The 16,990-nt window shown below is 71.9% G+C and carries 18 protein-coding genes; 12 read left to right on the forward strand and 6 right to left on the reverse strand.

Annotated features, from left to right (window positions below; genetic code table 11):
- Positions 1–39: 39 nt before the first annotated feature.
- Both F0L68_RS20460 and F0L68_RS42505 read left to right on the forward strand, forming a co-directional pair.
- Positions 40–1,239 (forward strand): pyridoxal phosphate-dependent aminotransferase, encoded by a 1,200-nt coding sequence (locus F0L68_RS20460; RefSeq protein ID WP_149851231.1) that lies wholly within the window; start codon positions 40–42, stop codon positions 1,237–1,239.
- Positions 1,240–1,271: 32 nt separating this feature from the next.
- On the forward strand, positions 1,272–1,427 hold the full coding sequence (locus tag F0L68_RS42505; protein WP_188316704.1) for a hypothetical protein: 156 nt from the start codon (positions 1,272–1,274) through the stop codon (positions 1,425–1,427).
- Between the two features lie 96 nt (positions 1,428–1,523).
- On the opposite strand, the gene F0L68_RS20465 is transcribed toward F0L68_RS42505, so the two are convergent.
- Both F0L68_RS20465 and F0L68_RS20470 read right to left on the reverse strand, forming a co-directional pair.
- On the reverse strand, positions 1,524–2,120 hold the full coding sequence (locus F0L68_RS20465) for an HAD family hydrolase (RefSeq protein ID WP_149851232.1): 597 nt from the start codon (positions 2,118–2,120) through the stop codon (positions 1,524–1,526).
- Positions 2,121–2,172: 52 nt separating this feature from the next.
- The gene (locus F0L68_RS20470) at positions 2,173–3,195 is read right to left on the reverse strand and encodes a GntG family PLP-dependent aldolase (RefSeq protein ID WP_149851233.1); all 1,023 of its coding nucleotides are present in this window, start codon (positions 3,193–3,195) and stop codon (positions 2,173–2,175) included.
- Between the two features lie 200 nt (positions 3,196–3,395).
- On the opposite strand from F0L68_RS20470, the gene F0L68_RS20475 reads away from it, so the two are divergent.
- From F0L68_RS20475 to purB, 4 genes are all read left to right on the forward strand, one after another.
- Positions 3,396–3,914 (forward strand): SigE family RNA polymerase sigma factor, encoded by a 519-nt coding sequence (locus F0L68_RS20475; RefSeq protein ID WP_149851234.1) that lies wholly within the window; start codon positions 3,396–3,398, stop codon positions 3,912–3,914.
- A 47-nt stretch (positions 3,915–3,961) separates the two neighbouring features.
- Entirely contained in the window at positions 3,962–4,747 is a 786-nt protein-coding gene (locus tag F0L68_RS20480; protein ID WP_149851235.1) for a hypothetical protein, read from the forward strand.
- A 138-nt stretch (positions 4,748–4,885) separates the two neighbouring features.
- Positions 4,886–5,470 carry a TetR/AcrR family transcriptional regulator gene (locus tag F0L68_RS20485; RefSeq protein ID WP_149851236.1) on the forward strand — a complete coding sequence of 195 codons (585 nt, stop codon included), beginning with the start codon at positions 4,886–4,888 and terminating at the stop codon, positions 5,468–5,470.
- Between the two features lie 52 nt (positions 5,471–5,522).
- Complete coding sequence (gene purB, locus F0L68_RS20490; RefSeq protein ID WP_149851237.1) at positions 5,523–6,953, forward strand: adenylosuccinate lyase; 1,431 nt, start codon at positions 5,523–5,525, stop codon at positions 6,951–6,953.
- 16 nt (positions 6,954–6,969) lie between these two features.
- On the opposite strand, the gene F0L68_RS20495 is transcribed toward purB, so the two are convergent.
- Positions 6,970–8,154 carry a nitric oxide synthase oxygenase gene (locus F0L68_RS20495; RefSeq protein ID WP_188316710.1) on the reverse strand — a complete coding sequence of 395 codons (1,185 nt, stop codon included), beginning with the start codon at positions 8,152–8,154 and terminating at the stop codon, positions 6,970–6,972.
- 154 nt (positions 8,155–8,308) lie between these two features.
- Between F0L68_RS20495 and F0L68_RS20500 the strand changes: the two genes are divergently transcribed.
- The 3 genes from F0L68_RS20500 to F0L68_RS20510 all read left to right on the forward strand — a co-directional run bounded on the left by F0L68_RS20500 (position 8,309) and on the right by F0L68_RS20510 (position 10,595).
- On the forward strand, positions 8,309–9,193 hold the full coding sequence (locus F0L68_RS20500; protein WP_149851238.1) for a phosphoribosylaminoimidazolesuccinocarboxamide synthase: 885 nt from the start codon (positions 8,309–8,311) through the stop codon (positions 9,191–9,193).
- Positions 9,194–9,385: 192 nt separating this feature from the next.
- Positions 9,386–10,177: a DUF2334 domain-containing protein gene (locus tag F0L68_RS20505; RefSeq protein WP_149851239.1), complete on the forward strand. Its 792-nt coding sequence runs from the start codon at positions 9,386–9,388 to the stop codon at positions 10,175–10,177.
- A gap of 199 nt (positions 10,178–10,376) precedes the next feature.
- A complete protein-coding gene (locus tag F0L68_RS20510) occupies positions 10,377–10,595 on the forward strand; it encodes a hypothetical protein (RefSeq protein WP_149851240.1) in 219 nt (72 codons plus the stop codon).
- On the opposite strand, the gene F0L68_RS20515 is transcribed toward F0L68_RS20510, so the two are convergent.
- Positions 10,589–11,584 carry an NAD-dependent epimerase/dehydratase family protein gene (locus tag F0L68_RS20515; protein ID WP_149851241.1) on the reverse strand — a complete coding sequence of 332 codons (996 nt, stop codon included), beginning with the start codon at positions 11,582–11,584 and terminating at the stop codon, positions 10,589–10,591. The genes F0L68_RS20510 and F0L68_RS20515 overlap by 7 nt on opposite strands.
- Positions 11,585–11,826: 242 nt before the next feature.
- Between F0L68_RS20515 and purS the strand changes: the two genes are divergently transcribed.
- From purS to purL, 3 genes are read left to right on the forward strand one after another with little or no spacing between them, the layout of a single operon-like run.
- Positions 11,827–12,066: a phosphoribosylformylglycinamidine synthase subunit PurS gene (purS, locus tag F0L68_RS20520; protein WP_149851242.1), complete on the forward strand. Its 240-nt coding sequence runs from the start codon at positions 11,827–11,829 to the stop codon at positions 12,064–12,066.
- Complete coding sequence (gene purQ / locus F0L68_RS20525; protein ID WP_149851243.1) at positions 12,063–12,734, forward strand: phosphoribosylformylglycinamidine synthase subunit PurQ; 672 nt, start codon at positions 12,063–12,065, stop codon at positions 12,732–12,734. The genes purS and purQ overlap by 4 nt, the downstream gene beginning before the upstream one ends.
- Entirely contained in the window at positions 12,731–15,016 is a 2,286-nt protein-coding gene (gene purL / locus F0L68_RS20530) for a phosphoribosylformylglycinamidine synthase subunit PurL (protein WP_149851244.1), read from the forward strand. Before purQ ends, purL begins: the two co-directional genes overlap by 4 nt.
- 77 nt (positions 15,017–15,093) lie before the next feature.
- On the opposite strand, the gene F0L68_RS20535 is transcribed toward purL, so the two are convergent.
- Positions 15,094–15,942: a lysozyme gene (locus F0L68_RS20535; RefSeq protein ID WP_149851245.1), complete on the reverse strand. Its 849-nt coding sequence runs from the start codon at positions 15,940–15,942 to the stop codon at positions 15,094–15,096.
- Positions 15,943–16,074: 132 nt separating this feature from the next.
- Complete coding sequence (locus F0L68_RS20540) at positions 16,075–16,950, reverse strand: lysozyme (RefSeq protein ID WP_223198980.1); 876 nt, start codon at positions 16,948–16,950, stop codon at positions 16,075–16,077.
- Positions 16,951–16,990 lie beyond the last annotated feature (40 nt).

Genomic DNA, 16,990 nt, shown 5'->3' on the forward strand with positions numbered 1-16,990 from the left:
GGCGTGGGACGGATGGGCTAGCGCGCGTAGCCTGTCGCCATGTTGGCCCAGGACAGCCTGTTGACCGTCGCGGCACGGGCGGACGTGCCGCCGTTCCACGTCATGGACGTGGTGTCGGCGGCGGCCCGACGCGCCAGGACACACGGCGACGTGATCTCGTTGTGCGTCGGCCAACCCGCGAGCGCCGCGCCAGCACCGGTCCGTGCGGCGGCCGTCGAGGCGTTGTCCGCCAACACTCTCGGCTACACCGAGCAGCTCGGCATCCCCGAGCTGCGCGCGGCCATCGCCGGGCACTACGACCGGCAGTACGGCCTCGCGGTCGACCCCGATGACGTGGTGGTCACCACGGGGTCCTCCGGTGCGTTCCTGCTGTCCTTCCTCGCCGCCTTCGACGCGGGCGACCGGGTGGCGCTGGCCAGCCCGGGCTATCCCGCCTATCGCAACATCCTGCGCGCCCTCGGCTGCGAGGTCGTCGAGCTGCCCTGCGGGCCGGACACCAGGTTCCAGCCGACCGTCGACCTGCTCGCCGGGATCGGCCCGATCAAGGGGCTCATCGTGGCGAGCCCGGCGAACCCGACCGGCACGGTGCTCGACCCGGCCGAACTCGGCGCGCTCGCGGCCTGGTGCGCCGAGCACGGCGTGCAGCTGATCAGCGACGAGATCTACCACGGCATCAGCTACGGCCGGCCGCTCGGCTGCGCGTGGCAGGACTCCCGCGAGGCCGTCGTGGTGAACTCGTTCTCGAAGTACTGGGCCATGACGGGCTGGCGGCTCGGCTGGATGCTGCTGCCCCGACGGTTGCGCCGCGCGGTCGACCGGCTGACCGGGAACTTCACGCTGTGCCCTCCCGCGTTGGCCCAGCACGCCGCGGTCGCCGCGTTCACCCCCGAGTCCTACGCGGAGGTCACCGGGCACGTGGCGCGGTACCGGGCGAACCGGGACGCGCTGGTGGCCGGGCTGACCGCGCTCGGCATCGACCGGCTTGCCCCGGTCGATGGCGCCTTCTACGCCTACGCGGACGTGTCGCACCTGACGGATGACTCGATGGCGTTCTGCCGCAGGCTGCTCGACGACACCGGGGTGGCGATCGCGCCGGGGGTGGACTTCGACCCGGCGCGCGGCGACCGCTTCGTCCGGCTGTCCTTCGCGGGGTCCGCGCACGACATCGAGGAGGCCCTGCGGCGGCTCGCCGGGTGGCTGCCGGGAACTCCACTGCGCGGCCGACCGTTCACACGCTGAGAGTCTTTCGGGGGGACGAAGGGAAAGCCGCCATGTGGGCCATCATCGGGATTCTGCTCGTCGCCTGGCTGGCACTGGGCATCGTCGGGGCGGTGGTGCACGCGCTGTTCTGGGTCGGCATCGTCGTCGTCGCGATCGCCGTTGGCGCGAAGGGCTACAAGGCGATCAAGGGCAAGTCCTCGACGTGACCGCCGCCGTGCCCCGCCGGCCTGGCGGGGCACAGCGGCCTGGCGGGGCACCGCCGCGGCCGGCTCAGCGGTGGCGGTAGACCGGGCAGGCTCGGCTCAGGACAGGAAGCTGAGCTGGGTGAGTCGCGTCCTGGCGTCGGCGGCGTCGGCCCACAGCCAGCCGCCGAGGCCGGCGGCCAGCGCGCCGTCGATGTTCTCCTGACGGTCGTCGAGGAACACGCAGTCGGCCGGCCGCGCGCCGAGCCGCTCGACCAGGGTCGCCCAGATCTCCGCGTCCGGCTTGGCCACGCCGAGGTCGCCGGAGAAGACCAGGTGCCGGAAGTGCTTGGTCCACGGCTGCCGCTCCGCGACCCGCCCGAACGAGACCGGCGCGTTGGACAGCAGCGCGAGCGGCACCCCGGCCTCGTCCAGGTCGGCGAGCAGCTCCAGCGTCGCGGGCTCCGGGTACAGCCAGCCTGCGACGTCGAGGTCGGTCAGCTCGCTCGACGTGCCCTCGTCGACGGTCACGCCGAACGGCGCGGCGACGGCCCGCCAGTAGTCCAGGTCGGCCTGGCCCCGGTCGTAGGGGTTGCGGGCCGCCCAGTAGGACGCGTCGAACGCCTCGGCATCCACGCCGAGGCGGGCGGCCAGCGCCGGCACCGCCTCGGTCCGCCGGCTGATCACCTCGCCGTAGTCGAACACCAACCAGCGCACGCGGGTCCCCTCTCGTTGGGCTGCAACAACTTTCTCCGGCCGAGACGACGTCTCAGGCGGCCGAGGCGATGCGCCGAAGGGCCTCGGCGATGTCCTGCGCCGAGACGTCCCGGTGCGTGATGAACCGGACCTTGCCGGACATCGGCCCGGCCAGCACGCCGAGCCCAGTCAGGTGCGCGAGCGTGCCTGGCAGGTCCGGCACGGCCGCCAGCACGATGTTGGTCTCCGGCGGCGGGACGTCCCAGCCGAGTTCGGCCAGGCCCGTGGCCAGCGCCGTCGCGTTCGAGTGGTCCTGCGCCAGGTCGTCGAGCCGGTCCAGCCCGACGAGCCCGGCCGCCGCGAGCACCCCGCCCTGCCGCACCCCGCCGCCGAGCATCTTGCGGACCCGCCGCGCCTCCGCGACGAACTCGGCCGTGCCGGCGACGACGGATCCGACCGGCGCGCCGAGCCCCTTGCTCAGGCAGACCTGCACGGTGTCGACGTCGCCGACGAGCTCGGCAGGGGCGACCCCGAGCGCCACTGCCGCGTTCCACAGCCGCGCGCCGTCCAGGTGCACGCGCAGGCCCGCCGCCCTGGCCGCGGCGACCACCTGCCGGAAGTCCTCCGGCGCGGTCACGGTGCCGCCCGCCGCGTTGTGGGTGTTCTCCAGGCACAGCAGGGTGGTGCGCAGGGCGTAGTACGGGCAGCTGCCGCCCTCGGCCGCCGCGCGGACCGCCGAGGGCGAGATCCGGCCGGGTCCGGCGTCCCAGTCCAGCGCCTCCGGCATCCCGCCGGCCAGCCAGGCCGGGGTGCCGAGCTCGTTGCCCAGCACGTGCGCCGCGCGCGGCGCGAGGAAGCGGTCGCCCCTGGTCAGGTGCGTCATGAGGGCGATCAGGTTGCCCATCGAACCGCTCGGCACCCACAGCGCGGCCTCGACGCCAAGCAGCCCGGCGACCCGCTCCTCCAGCGCGCGCATCGTGGGGTCGTGGCCGAGCACGTCGTCGCCGACCTCGGCCCGGCTCATCGCCAGCCGCATCCGCTCGTCGGGCTGCGTGACAGTGTCGGAACGGAGGTCGATGGGAGCCAGTAGCGTCACGAACCGATCACATCACAGCCCGCCCTTTCCGACCAGGCTGCGTAGAAGTCGACCTCCTGACGGGTTCTCGCCCCTTCCTCGGCCTGTTTGGTTCGGTGGCGGTATCAGGGTGACGTAGATCTCGGCGTAAGTTCGTGCAACCGTTGTGGGTGCCAGCCCCGTCCGGACAGTGCAAGCACGAGGAGCGGAGAGCAGTCCGCGTGGATCAGCGCGAGGAGCAGGAGTTCGCGGAGTACTTCGTGGCTCGGCGGGAAGCCGTGCGCCGAACGGCGTACCTGCTCTGCGGCGACTGGCACCGGGCGGACGACTTCGCGCAGACCGCGTTCGTCGCACTGCATCGGAGGTGGCGCAAGGTGCGGGACAAGGGAGCCCTCGACGCCTACGTCCGCCGCAGCCTGGTGCGCGCGGTCATCGACGAGTCGCGGCGGCCGTGGCGGCGCGAGCGGTTCGTCGACGAGCTGCCGGAACGGCCGAACGGCGACGGCGAGGTCGGCGACGCGGTGGCCACCAGGGCCGCGCTGCTCGACGGCCTCAAGCTGGTGCCGCCGAGGCAGCGGGCCGTGCTGGTGCTGAGGTTCCTTGAGGGACTGGACGTCGCGGGCACCGCCGAGGCGCTGAAGTGCTCGGAGGGGACCGTGAAGAGCCAGACGTCGCGCGGGCTTGCCGCGTTGCGGGAGGCGCTGGGCAGCGCGCTGGACGACCTGCGGCCGGCATCGTGAGCAGACTGGAGCAGGCGGGCGACGACGTGTCGAGGAGGTGGGCGTAGATGGACGAGCGCAGGCTCGCGGAGCTGTTCCGGGACGCGGTGCGGGACGTGCCGCCGCCCTCCTTCGACGAGGGCGACGTGCGCGCCGAGTCGCGGCGGGCTGCGGCGCGGCAACGCAAGTCGCTCGGCGTGGCTTCCGCGGCTGCCGTTGCCCTTGTCCTCGGCGGTACGGTGCTCGCAGTCGGACTTCAACACGGCAACACCATGAGCGCCGACAGTGTGCGGGCCGCCGCCCCCGCGCCGGTCAGCGGTAGTGGCAGTGGTCCGACCAACTCGCGCATGGCCCCGCTCAACAAGCAGGACACCAACGACAACTCCGCCCATTCGACCACCCCGTATCGCGGCGGACCGCCGCCCAACAGCATCCCGGAGGGCACGCCTACGCAGGGGGGCGCGTCGTCCGGGAGTGCCAGCCCTTCGGCTGGCGGCACCCCTGGTGGGTGCGGACCGGTGGACCGGGAGCTCGCTGTCGCCCTCGCCAACGAGCTCCCGGCCGCCGCCGGCCTCACCCCGGTGCCGGTCGACGGCAACTGCCCGGACGGCACCAGGTCGGCGGGGTTCCTGGTCAAGGACGGCGCCGTGACCGGCCTGTTCTCGGTCGTGTTGGTGCCGACCGAGGGCGCGGCGCCGGACTTCTCGCCGCTCTCCGGCGTGCAGCAGGACACGCAGGCGACGCCGCACGGCGGCAGGCTGACCGTGGTCAGCAGGCCGCAGCCGGGTGCGACGACCGCGCCGTTCGCGGACCGGGTCGCGGACGTGGCCAAGCGGATCGCCCCCAAGTACTGAACGCCTCCAAGTACTGATCGCTCCGAGTACCGACCGCGCCGAAAATCGCCTCGATTGCGCGGATCCTTCGGCGGCGTCATCGGCCTGAACCCGGCCGGTGGCGGCCACTGACCGGGCGGCCTGGGAGAATCGCAGGTCATGACCGCAGCGAGCACGCCGAAGGGCGAACGCCGTCGCCAGGCGCTCGTCGAAGCCGCAGCCGACCTCCTCGTCGGCGGCGGCTTCGAGGCGGTCCGCCACCGGGCCGTCGCCGAGCGCGCCGGCCTGCCGCTCGCGTCGACCACGTACTACTTCACCAGCCTCGACGAGCTCGTCGAGGCCGCCGTGGAACACCACGGCCGTGTCGAGCTCGCGAACGGCAAGGATCGGCTGGCCGGGTTGGCCGCCGAGCGGTGCGACACGGACCGGCTCGTCGAGCTCGTGCTCGACCTGCTGCTCGGCCCGCAGCGCGAGGGCGAGGCCGACGCCGAGGCGGTGCTGCTGCGCTACGAGCGCCTCGTCGCCACCGGCCGCCGCCCCTACCTGCGTCCGCTGATGCGCAGGCTCAGCCGCGAGCTGCACGAGCTGCTGCTGGAGATCTTCGACCGCTCCGGCCACGCGGTGGACTCCGCCAGGGTCGAGGAACTGATCGCGCTCGTCGACGGCACCGTGGTGAACGCGCTGCTGGAGATCCACCCCGATCCGCGCGGCGCGGCCCGCCGGATGCTGCGCACGCATCTCTGACGGGAACCGCCCGCGCCGCCGGCCCTGCCGGGGCCACGTAGGCTGAGCAGCCGTGACGAAGCCCCGCATCGCCAACGTGCTGGCCAGCCGCTACGCCTCGACCGACCTCGTGACGCTCTGGTCGGCCGAGCACAAGATCACGCTGGAACGGGAGCTGTGGCTCGCGGTGCTGCGGGCGCAGGCCGAGCTCGGCATCGAGGTGCCGGCCGGGGCGGTCGCCGACTACGAGCGGGTGCTCGACCAGGTCGACCTCGCGTCGATCGCCGAGCGCGAGCGGGTCACCAGGCACGACGTGAAGGCGCGCATCGAGGAGTTCAACGCGCTGGCGGGGCACGAGCACGTGCACAAGGGCATGACCTCGCGGGATCTCACCGAGAACGTCGAGCAGTTGCAGATCCTGCGTTCGCTCGAGCACGTCCGGGGCAGGGTCGCGGCCGTCCTCGCGCGACTCGCGCGGCTGGCCGCCGAGCACAGCGACCTGGTGATCGCCGGCCGGTCGCACAACGTCGCCGCGCAGGCCACGACGCTCGGCAAGCGGTTCGCCACCTCGGCCGACGAGCTGCTGGTCGCGTTCGGGCGGCTGGAGGAGCTGGTCGCGCGCTACCCGCTGCGCGGCGTGAAGGGGCCGGTCGGCACCGCGCAGGACATGCTCGACCTGCTCGGCGGGGACCGCGAGAAGCTGGCCACGCTGGAGCGTCGCGTCGCCGAGCACCTCGGCTTCGAGCGGGTGCTGACCAGCGTCGGGCAGGTCTACCCGCGCTCGCTGGACTTCGACGTGCTGTCCGCGCTGGTCCAGCTCGCCGCGGCGCCGTCAAGCCTGGCCAAGACCGTTCGGCTGATGGCGGGCCACGAGCTGGTCACCGAGGGCTTCAAGGCAGGCCAGGTCGGGTCGAGCGCCATGCCGCACAAGATGAACACCCGGTCCTGCGAGCGGGTCAACGGGCTCGCCGTGGTGCTGCGCGGCTACCTGTCGATGGTCGGCGAGCTGGCCGGCGACCAGTGGAACGAGGGCGACGTGTCCTGTTCGGTGGTGCGCAGGGTCGCGCTGCCGGACGCGTTCTTCGCGCTGGACGGCCTGATCGAGACGTTCCTGACGGTGCTGGACGAGTTCGGCGCCTACCCGGCCGTGATCGCCCGCGAGCTGGACCGCTACCTGCCGTTCCTGGCCACCACGAAGGTGCTGATGGCGGCCGTGCGGGCCGGTGTCGGCAGGGAGACCGCGCACGAGGCGATCAAGGAGAACGCCGTGGCCGTCGCGCTGGCCATGCGCGAGCAGGGCGCCGCGGAGAACGACCTGCTCGACCGGCTGGCCGCCGACGACCGGCTGCCGCTGGACCGGGCCACACTCGACGCGCTGCTCGCCGACCGGCTGTCGTTCACCGGGGTGGCCGCCGAGCAGGTCGACGCCGTGGTGAAGCAGGTCGACGCGGTGCTGGCGAAGCACCCAGACGCGCTCGCCTACGCCCCGGCGCCCATCCTCTGACCTGGGCGAAGCAGCCTCAGTTCTCGCGCGGCTGCTCGAAGCAGCGCGGCGTGCCGTGCTGGCCGCGGTGCGCCGCGTCATCGTCGAGCACGAACTCGGGACGCAGCGGCTCGGTGTCGTAGTACCGGTGGAACACCGGGGTCAGCGCGCCCGAGATCGGCGGCACGATCCAGGACCAGTCGGCCGGGCAGGACCTGCCGGCCTTCTCCTCCCTGGCCACGTGCGTGAGGAACCGCTCCGACTCGGTGTGGTGGTCGGCGATGCTGACCCCGGCCTCGGTGAACGAGTGCAGCACCGCGCGGTTGATCTCGATCACCGCGCGGTCCCGCCACAGCGTCTGCTCGCTGGAGCGGTCCAGGCCCATCCGCTCGCCGACCAGCTCGGAGAGGTCGTAGCGGTCGCGGTCGACCAGGTTGCGCGCGCCGATCTCGGTGCCCAGGTACCAGCCGTTGAACGGCGCGGCCGGGTAGGACACCCCGCCGATCACCAGCCGCATGTTGCTGATCGCAGGCACCGCGTGCCAGCGAAGGCCGAGCGAGCCGAACCAGTCCAGCTCGGGATGGCTCAGCGGCACCTCGAAGACGTCCTCCCGCCACAGCGGGTGCAGCGTCGGCCCCTCCTGCTCGGTCTCCACGATCAGCGGCAGCGCGTCGAACATGCCGGGCTGCTCCGGCGGCTGCCAGCCGAGGTCGAGCGCGGTCCTGGTGAAGCCGAGGTACCTGCGGTCGCCGAGGACGCCGCCGTCCCGCTCGTAGCCCGCGTACCGGATGAGCTGGTCGTTCCAGATCCTCGGCGCTGGCCTGCCCGGCTCGTCCGGGGCGAACACGCTCATCACCGGCCGGATCCGGCCGCCGTTGGCGGCCAGCCGCAGGTGCCGGCGGCAGTGCGCGGCGACCCGGTCCGCGTCCCGCACCGCGCGCAGGTCGCGGACGCGGAGGCTGCGCCAGTACAGGCGGCCGATGCACCGCGCGCTGTTGCGCCACGCCACCTGCGCCCCGAAGGTCAGCTCGGCGGTCGTGTGCCGGTAGGAGCCGGTCGCCTGGATCTCGGCGCGCACCCAGCGCAGCCGGGGTAACACCGGGCCGGCCTCGGGATTCTCGGCGTGGAAGAGCCGGATGAACTCCTCGGCCAGCTCGAAGTCCACCTCGTCCGTGCTGCTCAGGACGCTGTCCGACGCGGGTGGGGCGGGGTGCTGGGCCACCGGGCACTGGGCGGACGAACGCACCGGCGCGGCGGGCGAGATTGTCACGGTGTCATAACGTAGCCGCTCACCCTTGGTGAGCGACAGCCCTCCTGCTGCGACGGTCGCACTCGTCCGGTTCGGCCGAGTGGAGCAGGCCGTAAGCTCCAGGACCGTGCCAACGCTCGCTGATTACCCCAAGGTCGCGGTAGGCAAGGTCCGGGAGCTGTACGAGGTCGACGACGAACACCTGCTGTTCGTCGCCTCCGACCGCCTGTCGGCCTTCGACTACGTGCTCGACACGGAGATCCCCGACAAGGGGCGCGTGTTGACCGCGATGAGCGTGTTCTGGTTCGAGCTGCTGGCCGACGTGGTGCCCAACCACGTGGTCGCCTGGGACGACCCGCGCATCCCGGCCGAGGTGCGCGGCAGAGCGCTGCTCGTGCGCAAGTTGGAGATCCTGCCGGTGGAGTGCGTCGTGCGCGGCTACCTGACCGGCTCCGGCCTCGACACCTACCGGCGGACCGGCTCGGTGTGCGGGGTCGAGCTGCCGGCCGGCCTCGTCGAGTCCGACGAGCTGGCCGAGCCGATCTTCACGCCGACCACCAAGGCCCCGATCGGCGAGCATGACGAGAACATCACCTTCGACGAGGTGTCCGGGCAGCTTGGCGCGCACCTCGCCGAGCGGCTGCGCGACACGGCCCTGCTGGTCTACGGCCGGGCCCGCGAGTTCGCCAGGACGCGCGGGGTGCTCCTGGCCGACACGAAGTTCGAGTTCGGCCTCGCCCCCGGCGGCACCCTGGTGCTGGCCGACGAGGTGCTGACGCCGGACTCCTCGCGCTACTGGCCGGCAGACGGCTACCAGCCCGGCCGGGTGCAGCCCTCGTTCGACAAGCAGTACGTCCGGGACTGGCTGACCTCGCCGGCGTCCGGCTGGGACCGCTCGTCGAACACCCCGCCGCCCGCGCTGCCGGACGAGGTCGTCGCGGCCACCCGCGCGCGCTATGTCGAGGCGTACGAGCGGATCTCGGGACGCAGCTTCGCCGACTGGCCCGCCTAGATCCCCTGACCGACCGACCGTCGGTCGGCGCCACTTTCGGGTGATGGAGCCTGGCGAGTCGACCGGGGAAATCCCGATGTGGCGCAAGGATTGTCCCTTGTGCGGCCAGTGCGACAGGGAGTTCGCCGGATCGGCGTCGGCAGGTCATCTCGGGGTCAGGCCGACGTCACCCCGAGGCGTCTTCCTTGTACCGTGCGTCCACGACTGGTCGTCTCGCTGTCCGGCATCGGCACCAGCACGCTGCACCGGTGCGTAGCCCTCGCCGCCGAGTTGGACCGCAGGCAGGTCCCGCTCTCGCTGCTGCTCGCGCCGCGCCCGACCTCGGCGCGCGGTGCGGCCGCCGAGCGCGGGCTCGCGCCGGCCATCGACTGGATCCGTGCCCGCACCGCCGAGGGCGACGCGGTGGTGCTGCACGGCTTCGACCACAACACCCACCCGTGCCACCGGCCGGTCAGCATCCGGCGCAGGGCCGAGTTCGCCGCGCTGCCCGCGCACGAGGCCGGGCTGCGGCTGCTCGCCGCCCGCGCCGTCGTCGACCGGCTCGGTCTGGCCACCGACTGCTTCGCCCCGCCGCGCTGGCTCGCCTCGCCCGGCACGCTGACCGCGCTGCGGCGGCACCAGTTCGCGATCTGCGCGGACGCCGCGACCGTCCGCGACCTGCGCACGGGCGCGGTGCACGTCGGCCGCGTGCACGGGCTCGGCCGGACCGCGGGACTCGGCGGCCGGACCGAACCGTGGTGGTGTCTCGCGCTGGTGCTCGGCGCGGCCCGTTCCGCGCGGCGCGGCGGCCTGGTCCGGATCACCGTCGACGCGGCCGAACTGGACCGACCCGGCCCGAGGCAGGCCCTGCTCGACGCCGTGGACATCGCGCTGCACCACGGCGCCGAGCCGACCACCTACCTCGGGCTGGCCTCGACGGGCTCCTCGCTCGGCAGCGCCAGCACCTCGGTGCCGGCCGGCCTGAGCCGCTCGAACCTCGCGTAGGAGACCTCGACGAGGGCCGCCGGCCAACCCTGGTCGAGTGGTCGGCGTGCTGATTGGTCACCAAGATGCCGCCCAGCCCGATTTCGGGGCCGCGCTACTCCATATCGAGCCGCAAACGCGACCATCGGCCTGATGACGTGGTCGGCGTTTGCCGGCATCATCGTGCGCAGCACCACCCGACTAGCCACGAGGTGATCCAGTGCGGAAGACACGCAGGACTCTGTTGGTCATCGCGGCGGCGGCCTTCTCGTTGCAGATCATGCCGGGCCTGATGGTGCTCGACCCGGCCACCGTTCCCGGCGGCAAGCCGTACGAAGCGACCCTCGCGTCCGCCGGCCAGGACACGCAGCCGGGTGCGGCGCCGTACAGCAGCACCGACACCGCCCCCGACACCGTCCCCGGCGGCCAGCCCTACTGAGCCGCGAGGAGCTTGGCCTCCTCTTCAAGGGTGAGCCCGGCGCGACGCTCGCGGTCCAGGCCGAGTTCGCGTTCGTACGCCAGGCTGTCGCGGGCCGTCTCGGCCAGCGGCCGCACGGTCAGGCCGGCGGCCAGTGAGGGGCCGGCGTCGCGGTCCATCATCGCCTCGTAGCCCTCGATGCTCATCACCCACACGGGCAGCGAGCGCGGGCCGACCCAGCCCTGCACCTCCGCCTCGACCAGCTCCTCCTTCGTCATCGGCACCAGCTCGGTGCCCTCTGGCGCGACCGCCTCGGCGATCTCGGCGAGGAACTCGCCGAGCGGGCGGGCGGGCGACGAGCCGTCGAAGGTGCCGGTCACGCCCCGCTCGGCCGCGGTGAGGATCCAGGCGGCCAGGTCGCGGGCGTCGATGATCTGCGTCGGCTGGTCTGCGGTGTCCGGCACCAGGACCCGGCCGCCCTGCGAGATCCTGGCCGGCCAGTAGCCGAACCGGTCGCTGAGGTCGCCGGGACCGCAGATCAGGCCGGCGCGCACGATGAACGCCTTGTCGCCGAGCGCGTCGCGGACGGCGCGCTCGCTGGAGACCTTGATACCGCCGTACTTCGCGCCGCGCTCCTCGATCTCGGTGTCGTCCTCCAGCGGCGGCAGCAGCGGCGAGTCGACGGTCTGCCCCGGGGTGCCCTGGTCGGCGTACACCGAGCAGGTCGACACGAACGTCCAGTGGCCCGCGTTGTCGCCGAGCTCCCGCAGCGCCTCGCGCACCCAGTTCACCGACATGGTGGCCACGTCGACGACGGCGTCGAACCGTTCGCCGCGCAGCGGCGCCAGCCCGTCGGGGGCGTCGCGGTCGATCGCGACGAGCGTGGCTCCTTCCGGGACCGTGCCCGAGGTGCCGCGCGCCGCGCACACCACCTCGTGGCCGCGCCGCACGGCCTCCGCCGCGACGGCCTTGCCGAGGAAAACCGTTCCACCGAGTACGAGAACACGCATGAGCACACTTTCAGGGCACAAGCCCCGATCCGCCACCGTTCTCGCGGAGAGCGAAAGCCGCAGGTGATCGACAGCGTGATCGCCGACCGGATAACCGAGGGCTAGCGGCGACGCGGTCCAGGTCACACCGAGCAGGAAGGTAGGCTCCGCCGGTACCGCCGACCGTACCAAGGCTGCGGTCGGGGTCGGCAAGGACACAGTTTTCGCTGTCTTGTTCAGCACAGAACCGGGAGCATCCTGTCGTGGCCCGAGTCGTCGTCGACGTCATGCCCAAGCCCGAGATCCTCGACCCCCAGGGCCAGGCGGTGGCCAATGCGCTGCCCCGCCTCGGTTTCGAGGGGATCACGAGCGTCCGCCAGGGCAAGCACTTCGAGCTGGAGGTCGCCGACGACGTCGACGACGCCACGCTCGCCAAGATCGCGGAGACCTTCCTCGCCAACCCGGTCATCGAGGACTGGGTGGTTCGGCGGGTGGACGCGTGAAGATCGGCGTCATCACCTTCCCAGGCACCCTGGACGACACCGACGCGCAGCGCGCGGCCCGCTACGTCGACGCCGAAGCGGTGGCGCTCTGGCACGCGGACGCCGACCTGCACGGTGTCGACGCGGTGATCGTGCCTGGCGGCTTCTCCTACGGGGACTACCTGCGGGCCGGCGCGATCGCGCGGTTCGCCCCGGTGATGCGGTCCGTGGTCGAGGCGGCCGGCAAGGGCATGCCCGTGCTGGGCATCTGCAACGGCTTCCAGATCCTGTGCGAGGCGGGCCTGCTGCCCGGCGCGATGCTGCGCAACGCCGGCCTGCACTTCGTCTGCCGCGACCAGTGGCTGCGGGTGGAGAACAACACCACCGCGTGGTCGAGCCGCTACGAGCAGGGCGCCGAGATCATCGTGCCGGTGAAGAACATGGACGGCCGCTACACCGCCAGCCAGGCCACCCTGGACGAGCTGGAGGGCGAGGGCCGCGTGGTGTTCCGGTACGTCGGCGTGAACCCCAACGGGTCGTGCAACGACATCGCCGGCATCACCAGCGCGAACGGCCGGATCGTCGGCCTGATGCCGCACCCCGAGCACGCCATCGACGCGCTCACCGGGCCGTCCGACGACGGCCTCGGCATGTTCTACTCGGCTCTCGACGCGGTGGTGACGGCATGACCTCCACGCAGGTGCACATCGACACCGTGGCACGCGCCGAGGCGAGCCCGGACCAGCCGCAGCCCTACCGCGAGCTGGGCCTCAAGGACGACGAGTACCAGAAGATCCGCGAGATCCTCGGCCGTCGGCCGACCGAGGCCGAGCTGGCCATGTACTCGGTGATGTGGAGCGAGCACTGCTCCTACAAGTCCTCGAAGGTGCACTTCCGGCACTTCAAGGAGAACACCACCGAGGAGATGCGCTCGAAGATGCTCGCCGGCATCGGCGAGAACGCTGGTGTGGTGGACATCGGCGACGGCTGGGCGGTCACCTTCAAGGTGGAGTCGCACAACCATCCGTCCTATGTGGAGCCCTATCAGGGCGCGGCGACCGGCGTCGGCGGCATCGTCCGCGACATCATGGCGATGGGCGCCCGTCCGCTGGCCGTGCTCGACCCGCTGCGGTTCGGCCCGGCCGACGCCCCGGACACCCGCAGGGTGCTGCCGGGCATCGTCGCCGGGGTCGGCGGCTACGGCAACTGCCTCGGCCTGCCCAACATCGGCGGCGAGGTCGTCTTCGACGAGTCCTACGCGGGCAACCCGCTGGTCAACGCGGCGTGCGTCGGCGCGATGCGGGTCGAGGACCTGCACCTGGCGCACGCGTCGGGCACCGGCAACAAGGTCATCCTGTTCGGCGCGCGGACCGGCCTCGACGGCATCGGCGGCGTGTCCGTCCTCGCCTCGGAGACGTTCTCCGGCGAGGAGGGCGGGACCGGGCGGAAGAAGCTGCCGGCCGTCCAGGTCGGCGACCCGTTCACCGAGAAGGTGCTGATCGAGTGCTGCCTCGAGCTGTTCGGGGAGCGGATCGTCGTCGGCATCCAGGACCTCGGCGGCGCCGGCCTGTCCTGCGCGACCAGCGAGCTGGCCAGCGCGGGTGACGGCGGCATGCGGGTCTGGCTGGAGCGGGTGCCGCTGCGCGCCGAGGGCATGACCCCGGCGGAGGTGCTCTCCAGCGAGTCGCAGGAGCGCATGTGCGCCGTGGTGCGGCCGGAGGACGTGCCGGCGTTCATGCGGGTGTGCCAGAAGTGGGACGTCATCGCCACCGAGATCGGCGAGGTGACCGACGGCGACCACCTGGTGATCACCTGGCACGACGAGGTCGTCGTGGACGTGCCGCCGAGGACCGTCGCGCACGAGGGCCCCGAGTACCACCGGCCGATCGCGCGCCCGGCCGACCAGGACGCGTTGCAGGCCGACGTGCCCGACTCGCTGCCGCGTCCGTCCACACCGGACGAGCTGCGCGAGACGATCCTGCGGATGATCGCGTCGCCGAACCTGGCCTCGCGCAAGTGGGTCACCGACCAGTACGACCGCTACGTGCGTGGCGGCACGGTGCTGGCCCAGCCGTCCGACTCGGGCATGATCCGGATCGACGAGGAGACCGGGCGCGGGGTCGCGCTGGCCACCGACTGCAACGGCCGGTTCTGCAAGCTCGACCCGTACACGGGCGCGCAGCTGGCGCTGGCCGAGGCGTACCGCAACGTGGCGGTCAGCGGGGCGACCCCGCTGGCCGTGTCGGACTGCCTGAACTTCGGCTCGCCGGAGGACCCCGCGGTCATGTGGCAGTTCGAGCAGGCGATCAGGGGCATCGCGGAGGGCTGCCGCGAGCTGGGCATCCCGGTGACCGGCGGCAACGTCAGCTTCTACAACCAGACCGGCACGACGGCGATCCTGCCGACCCCGGTGATCGCGGTGCTGGGCGTCATCGACGACGTGCGGCGGCGCATCCCGACCGGCATCGGCGCCGAGGCTGGCGAGACCCTGCTGCTGTTGGGTGAGACGCGCGACGAGTTCGGCGGCTCGGAGTGGGCGAACGTCGTGCACGGGCACCTCGGCGGCCTGCCGCCGAAGGTCGACCTGGCGCGGGAGAAGCTGCTGGCCGACGTGCTGCTGGCCGGCTCGCGGGACGGCATGGTGTCGGCCGCGCACGACCTGTCCGACGGCGGCCTCGCCCAGGCGCTGGTCGAGGCGTGCCTGCTCGGCGAGACGGGCGCCAGGGTGTTCGTGGACGGCGACCCGTTCGTGCAGCTGTTCAGCGAGTCCGCCGGCCGGGTGCTGGTGGCCGTGCCGCGCACCGAGGAGCTGCGGTTCACCGACATGTGCACCGCGCGCGGACTGCCGTGGAGCAAGGTCGGTGTGGTCGACCCCGAGTCCGAGTCGCTGGAGATCCAGGACGTCGCGACGATCGGCCTCGCCGAGCTGCGCACCGCCTGGGAGGGCACGCTGCCCGCCCTGTTCGACTGACGGTTCGACACGGAGGAGCGCGGCACCCGTCGTGGGTGCCGCGCTTCCCGCGTGGTGTTTCGCGATGGCGACCGGGGTCAGCCGTTGGCCAGCGCCACCAGGCGGTCGGCCGCGCCGTTGAAGACGTCCTGGTCACCGGGGAAGGTGCCGTGGTCGTTGAACTGCCAGAAGGTGTAGAAGCCCCAGCCCGCGGGCAGGGTGCCGGCGCTGGACGAGTAGCGGGCGATGAACAGCGGGTTGGTCGAGCCGAGCGCGGTCCAGTTGCCGACGCACTGGTTCCACCAGTTGGTCGAGGTGTAGACGGTCGGGTACCGGCCGGTGCGGGAGTGCACGGTGTTGCTGAAGTCCAGGATCCACGAGCGCATGGCGCCCTGGCTGATGCCGTAGCAGGTGGAGCCGCTGGGGTTGTACTCGATGTCCAGCATGGGCGGCAGCGTCTTGCCGTCCCTTGACCAGCCGCCGCCGTGCGAGACGAAGTAGTTGGCCTGGGTCGCGCCGCTGGAGCTGTTGGGGTGCGCGAAGTGGTACGCGCCCCTGATCAGCCCGACGTTGTAGGAGCCGTTGTACTGCTGGGCGAAGTACGCGTTGGTGTAGCCGGTGCCCTCGGTGGCCTTGACGTAGGCGAACCTGGCGCCGTTGGCCCTGACCGACGACCAGTTGACGTTGCCCTGGTAGCCGCTGACGTCGAGGCCGGGGGTCTGGGTCACCATCGGGATGAGCGTGCGGTCCGCTAAACCCTGGTGACCCTCGTGCTTGGCGATCTCTGAACCTGCGTAGTGGTCGAACGATCCGCTGTCCACAGCGGCGAGGTCGCTGGCCGGAGCCGCGTCCGCCGGGCTGACCGAGCCCAGCACGAGCGCGGTCGCGGCGATGCCGACCGCCGCGGCCAGCAGACCTCGCCGCGTGTTCGTGATCCTGATCTTCATCCTCGACCCTTCTGGTGCCGTCGTCCCCAGCGGTGAAGTGTCGTGGATGACCTAACAGGTTGACTAGAGTCTTCGTTAATTGATCACGAATGTTCGATTGACGTGAAATTAGCAGCCGGGGTTTCGGTCCGTTCAGCCGTTGGCGAGTGCCTGCAACCGGTCCATCGCGCCGTTGAAGACGTTCTGGTCACCGGGGAACGCGCCGGAGTCGGCGTACTGCCAGAAGGTGTAGACGCCCCACGCGTAGGGCAGCGTGCCGGGACCGGACGAGTAGCTGGCCACCCACAACGGGTTGGTGCTGCTGAAGTCGCCGGAGTTGCCGGTGCACTGGCTCCACCAGTTGTTCGCGGTGTAGATCGTCGGCCACCGGCCGGTGCGGGCCTGCACCTCGTCGCTGAAGTCCTTGATCCACTGCACCATGGACCACTGGCTCAGCCCGTAGCAGGTCGCGCCGTACGGGTTGTACTCGATGTCCAGCGCGGGCGGCAGGGTCTGCCCGTCGCCGGACCAGCCGCCGCCGTTGTCCACGAAGTAGTCGGCCTGGGTGGCTCCGCCGGTCTGGTCGGGCAGCGCGAAGTGGTACGCGCCCCTGATCATGCCGACGTCGTAGGCGCCGTTGTACTGCTGGGCGAAGTACGGGTTGGTGTAGCCGGTGCCCTCGGTCGCCTTGGTGTAGGCGAACCTGGCCCCGTTGTTCCAGGCGGTCTGCCAGTCGACGTTGCCCTGCCAGCCGCTGACGTCCATGCCGTAGGTCGCGGTCGAGGCGACGTGCGGGCGCACGGTGCCGGCCGGCGGGCGGCCCTCGTGCTTGGCGATCTGCGAGCCGGCCGGATGGTCGAGGCGGTGGATCATCGCGGCGAGCCTCGGGTTGTCGGCCGGGTTGTTCGGCAGGGCTTGGCCGACAGCGGCGGTGGCGGGGCTGATCGCGCCGAGTAACAGGCCGCCGGTGCACAGTCCGACGGCGACGGCCATTCGGGCGCGAGCCCACGAGCGAAAGGTCGTAGTCATGGCTGACCCTCTCCAACGAGCGCAGGGGACGATGATCACT

Source organism: Solihabitans fulvus (genome assembly GCF_008386585.1).
GTDB lineage: Bacteria > Actinomycetota > Actinomycetes > Mycobacteriales > Pseudonocardiaceae > Solihabitans > Solihabitans fulvus.

Bases quoted from the DNA above. Each gene is read 5' to 3' on its own strand.
- F0L68_RS20535 (WP_149851245.1), bottom strand. From the start codon at position 15,942: ATGAAGATCAGGATCACGAACACGCGGCGAGGTCTGCTGGCCGCGGCG.
- F0L68_RS20540 (WP_223198980.1), bottom strand. From the start codon at position 16,950: ATGACTACGACCTTTCGCTCGTGGGCTCGCGCCCGAATGGCCGTCGCC.
- F0L68_RS20460 (WP_149851231.1), top strand. From the start codon at position 40: ATGTTGGCCCAGGACAGCCTGTTGACCGTCGCGGCACGGGCGGACGTG.
- purL (WP_149851244.1), top strand. From the start codon at position 12,731: ATGACCTCCACGCAGGTGCACATCGACACCGTGGCACGCGCCGAGGCG.
- F0L68_RS20485 (WP_149851236.1), top strand. From the start codon at position 4,886: ATGACCGCAGCGAGCACGCCGAAGGGCGAACGCCGTCGCCAGGCGCTC.
- F0L68_RS20480 (WP_149851235.1), top strand. From the start codon at position 3,962: ATGGACGAGCGCAGGCTCGCGGAGCTGTTCCGGGACGCGGTGCGGGAC.
- F0L68_RS20515 (WP_149851241.1), bottom strand. From the start codon at position 11,584: ATGCGTGTTCTCGTACTCGGTGGAACGGTTTTCCTCGGCAAGGCCGTC.
- F0L68_RS42505 (WP_188316704.1), top strand. From the start codon at position 1,272: ATGTGGGCCATCATCGGGATTCTGCTCGTCGCCTGGCTGGCACTGGGC.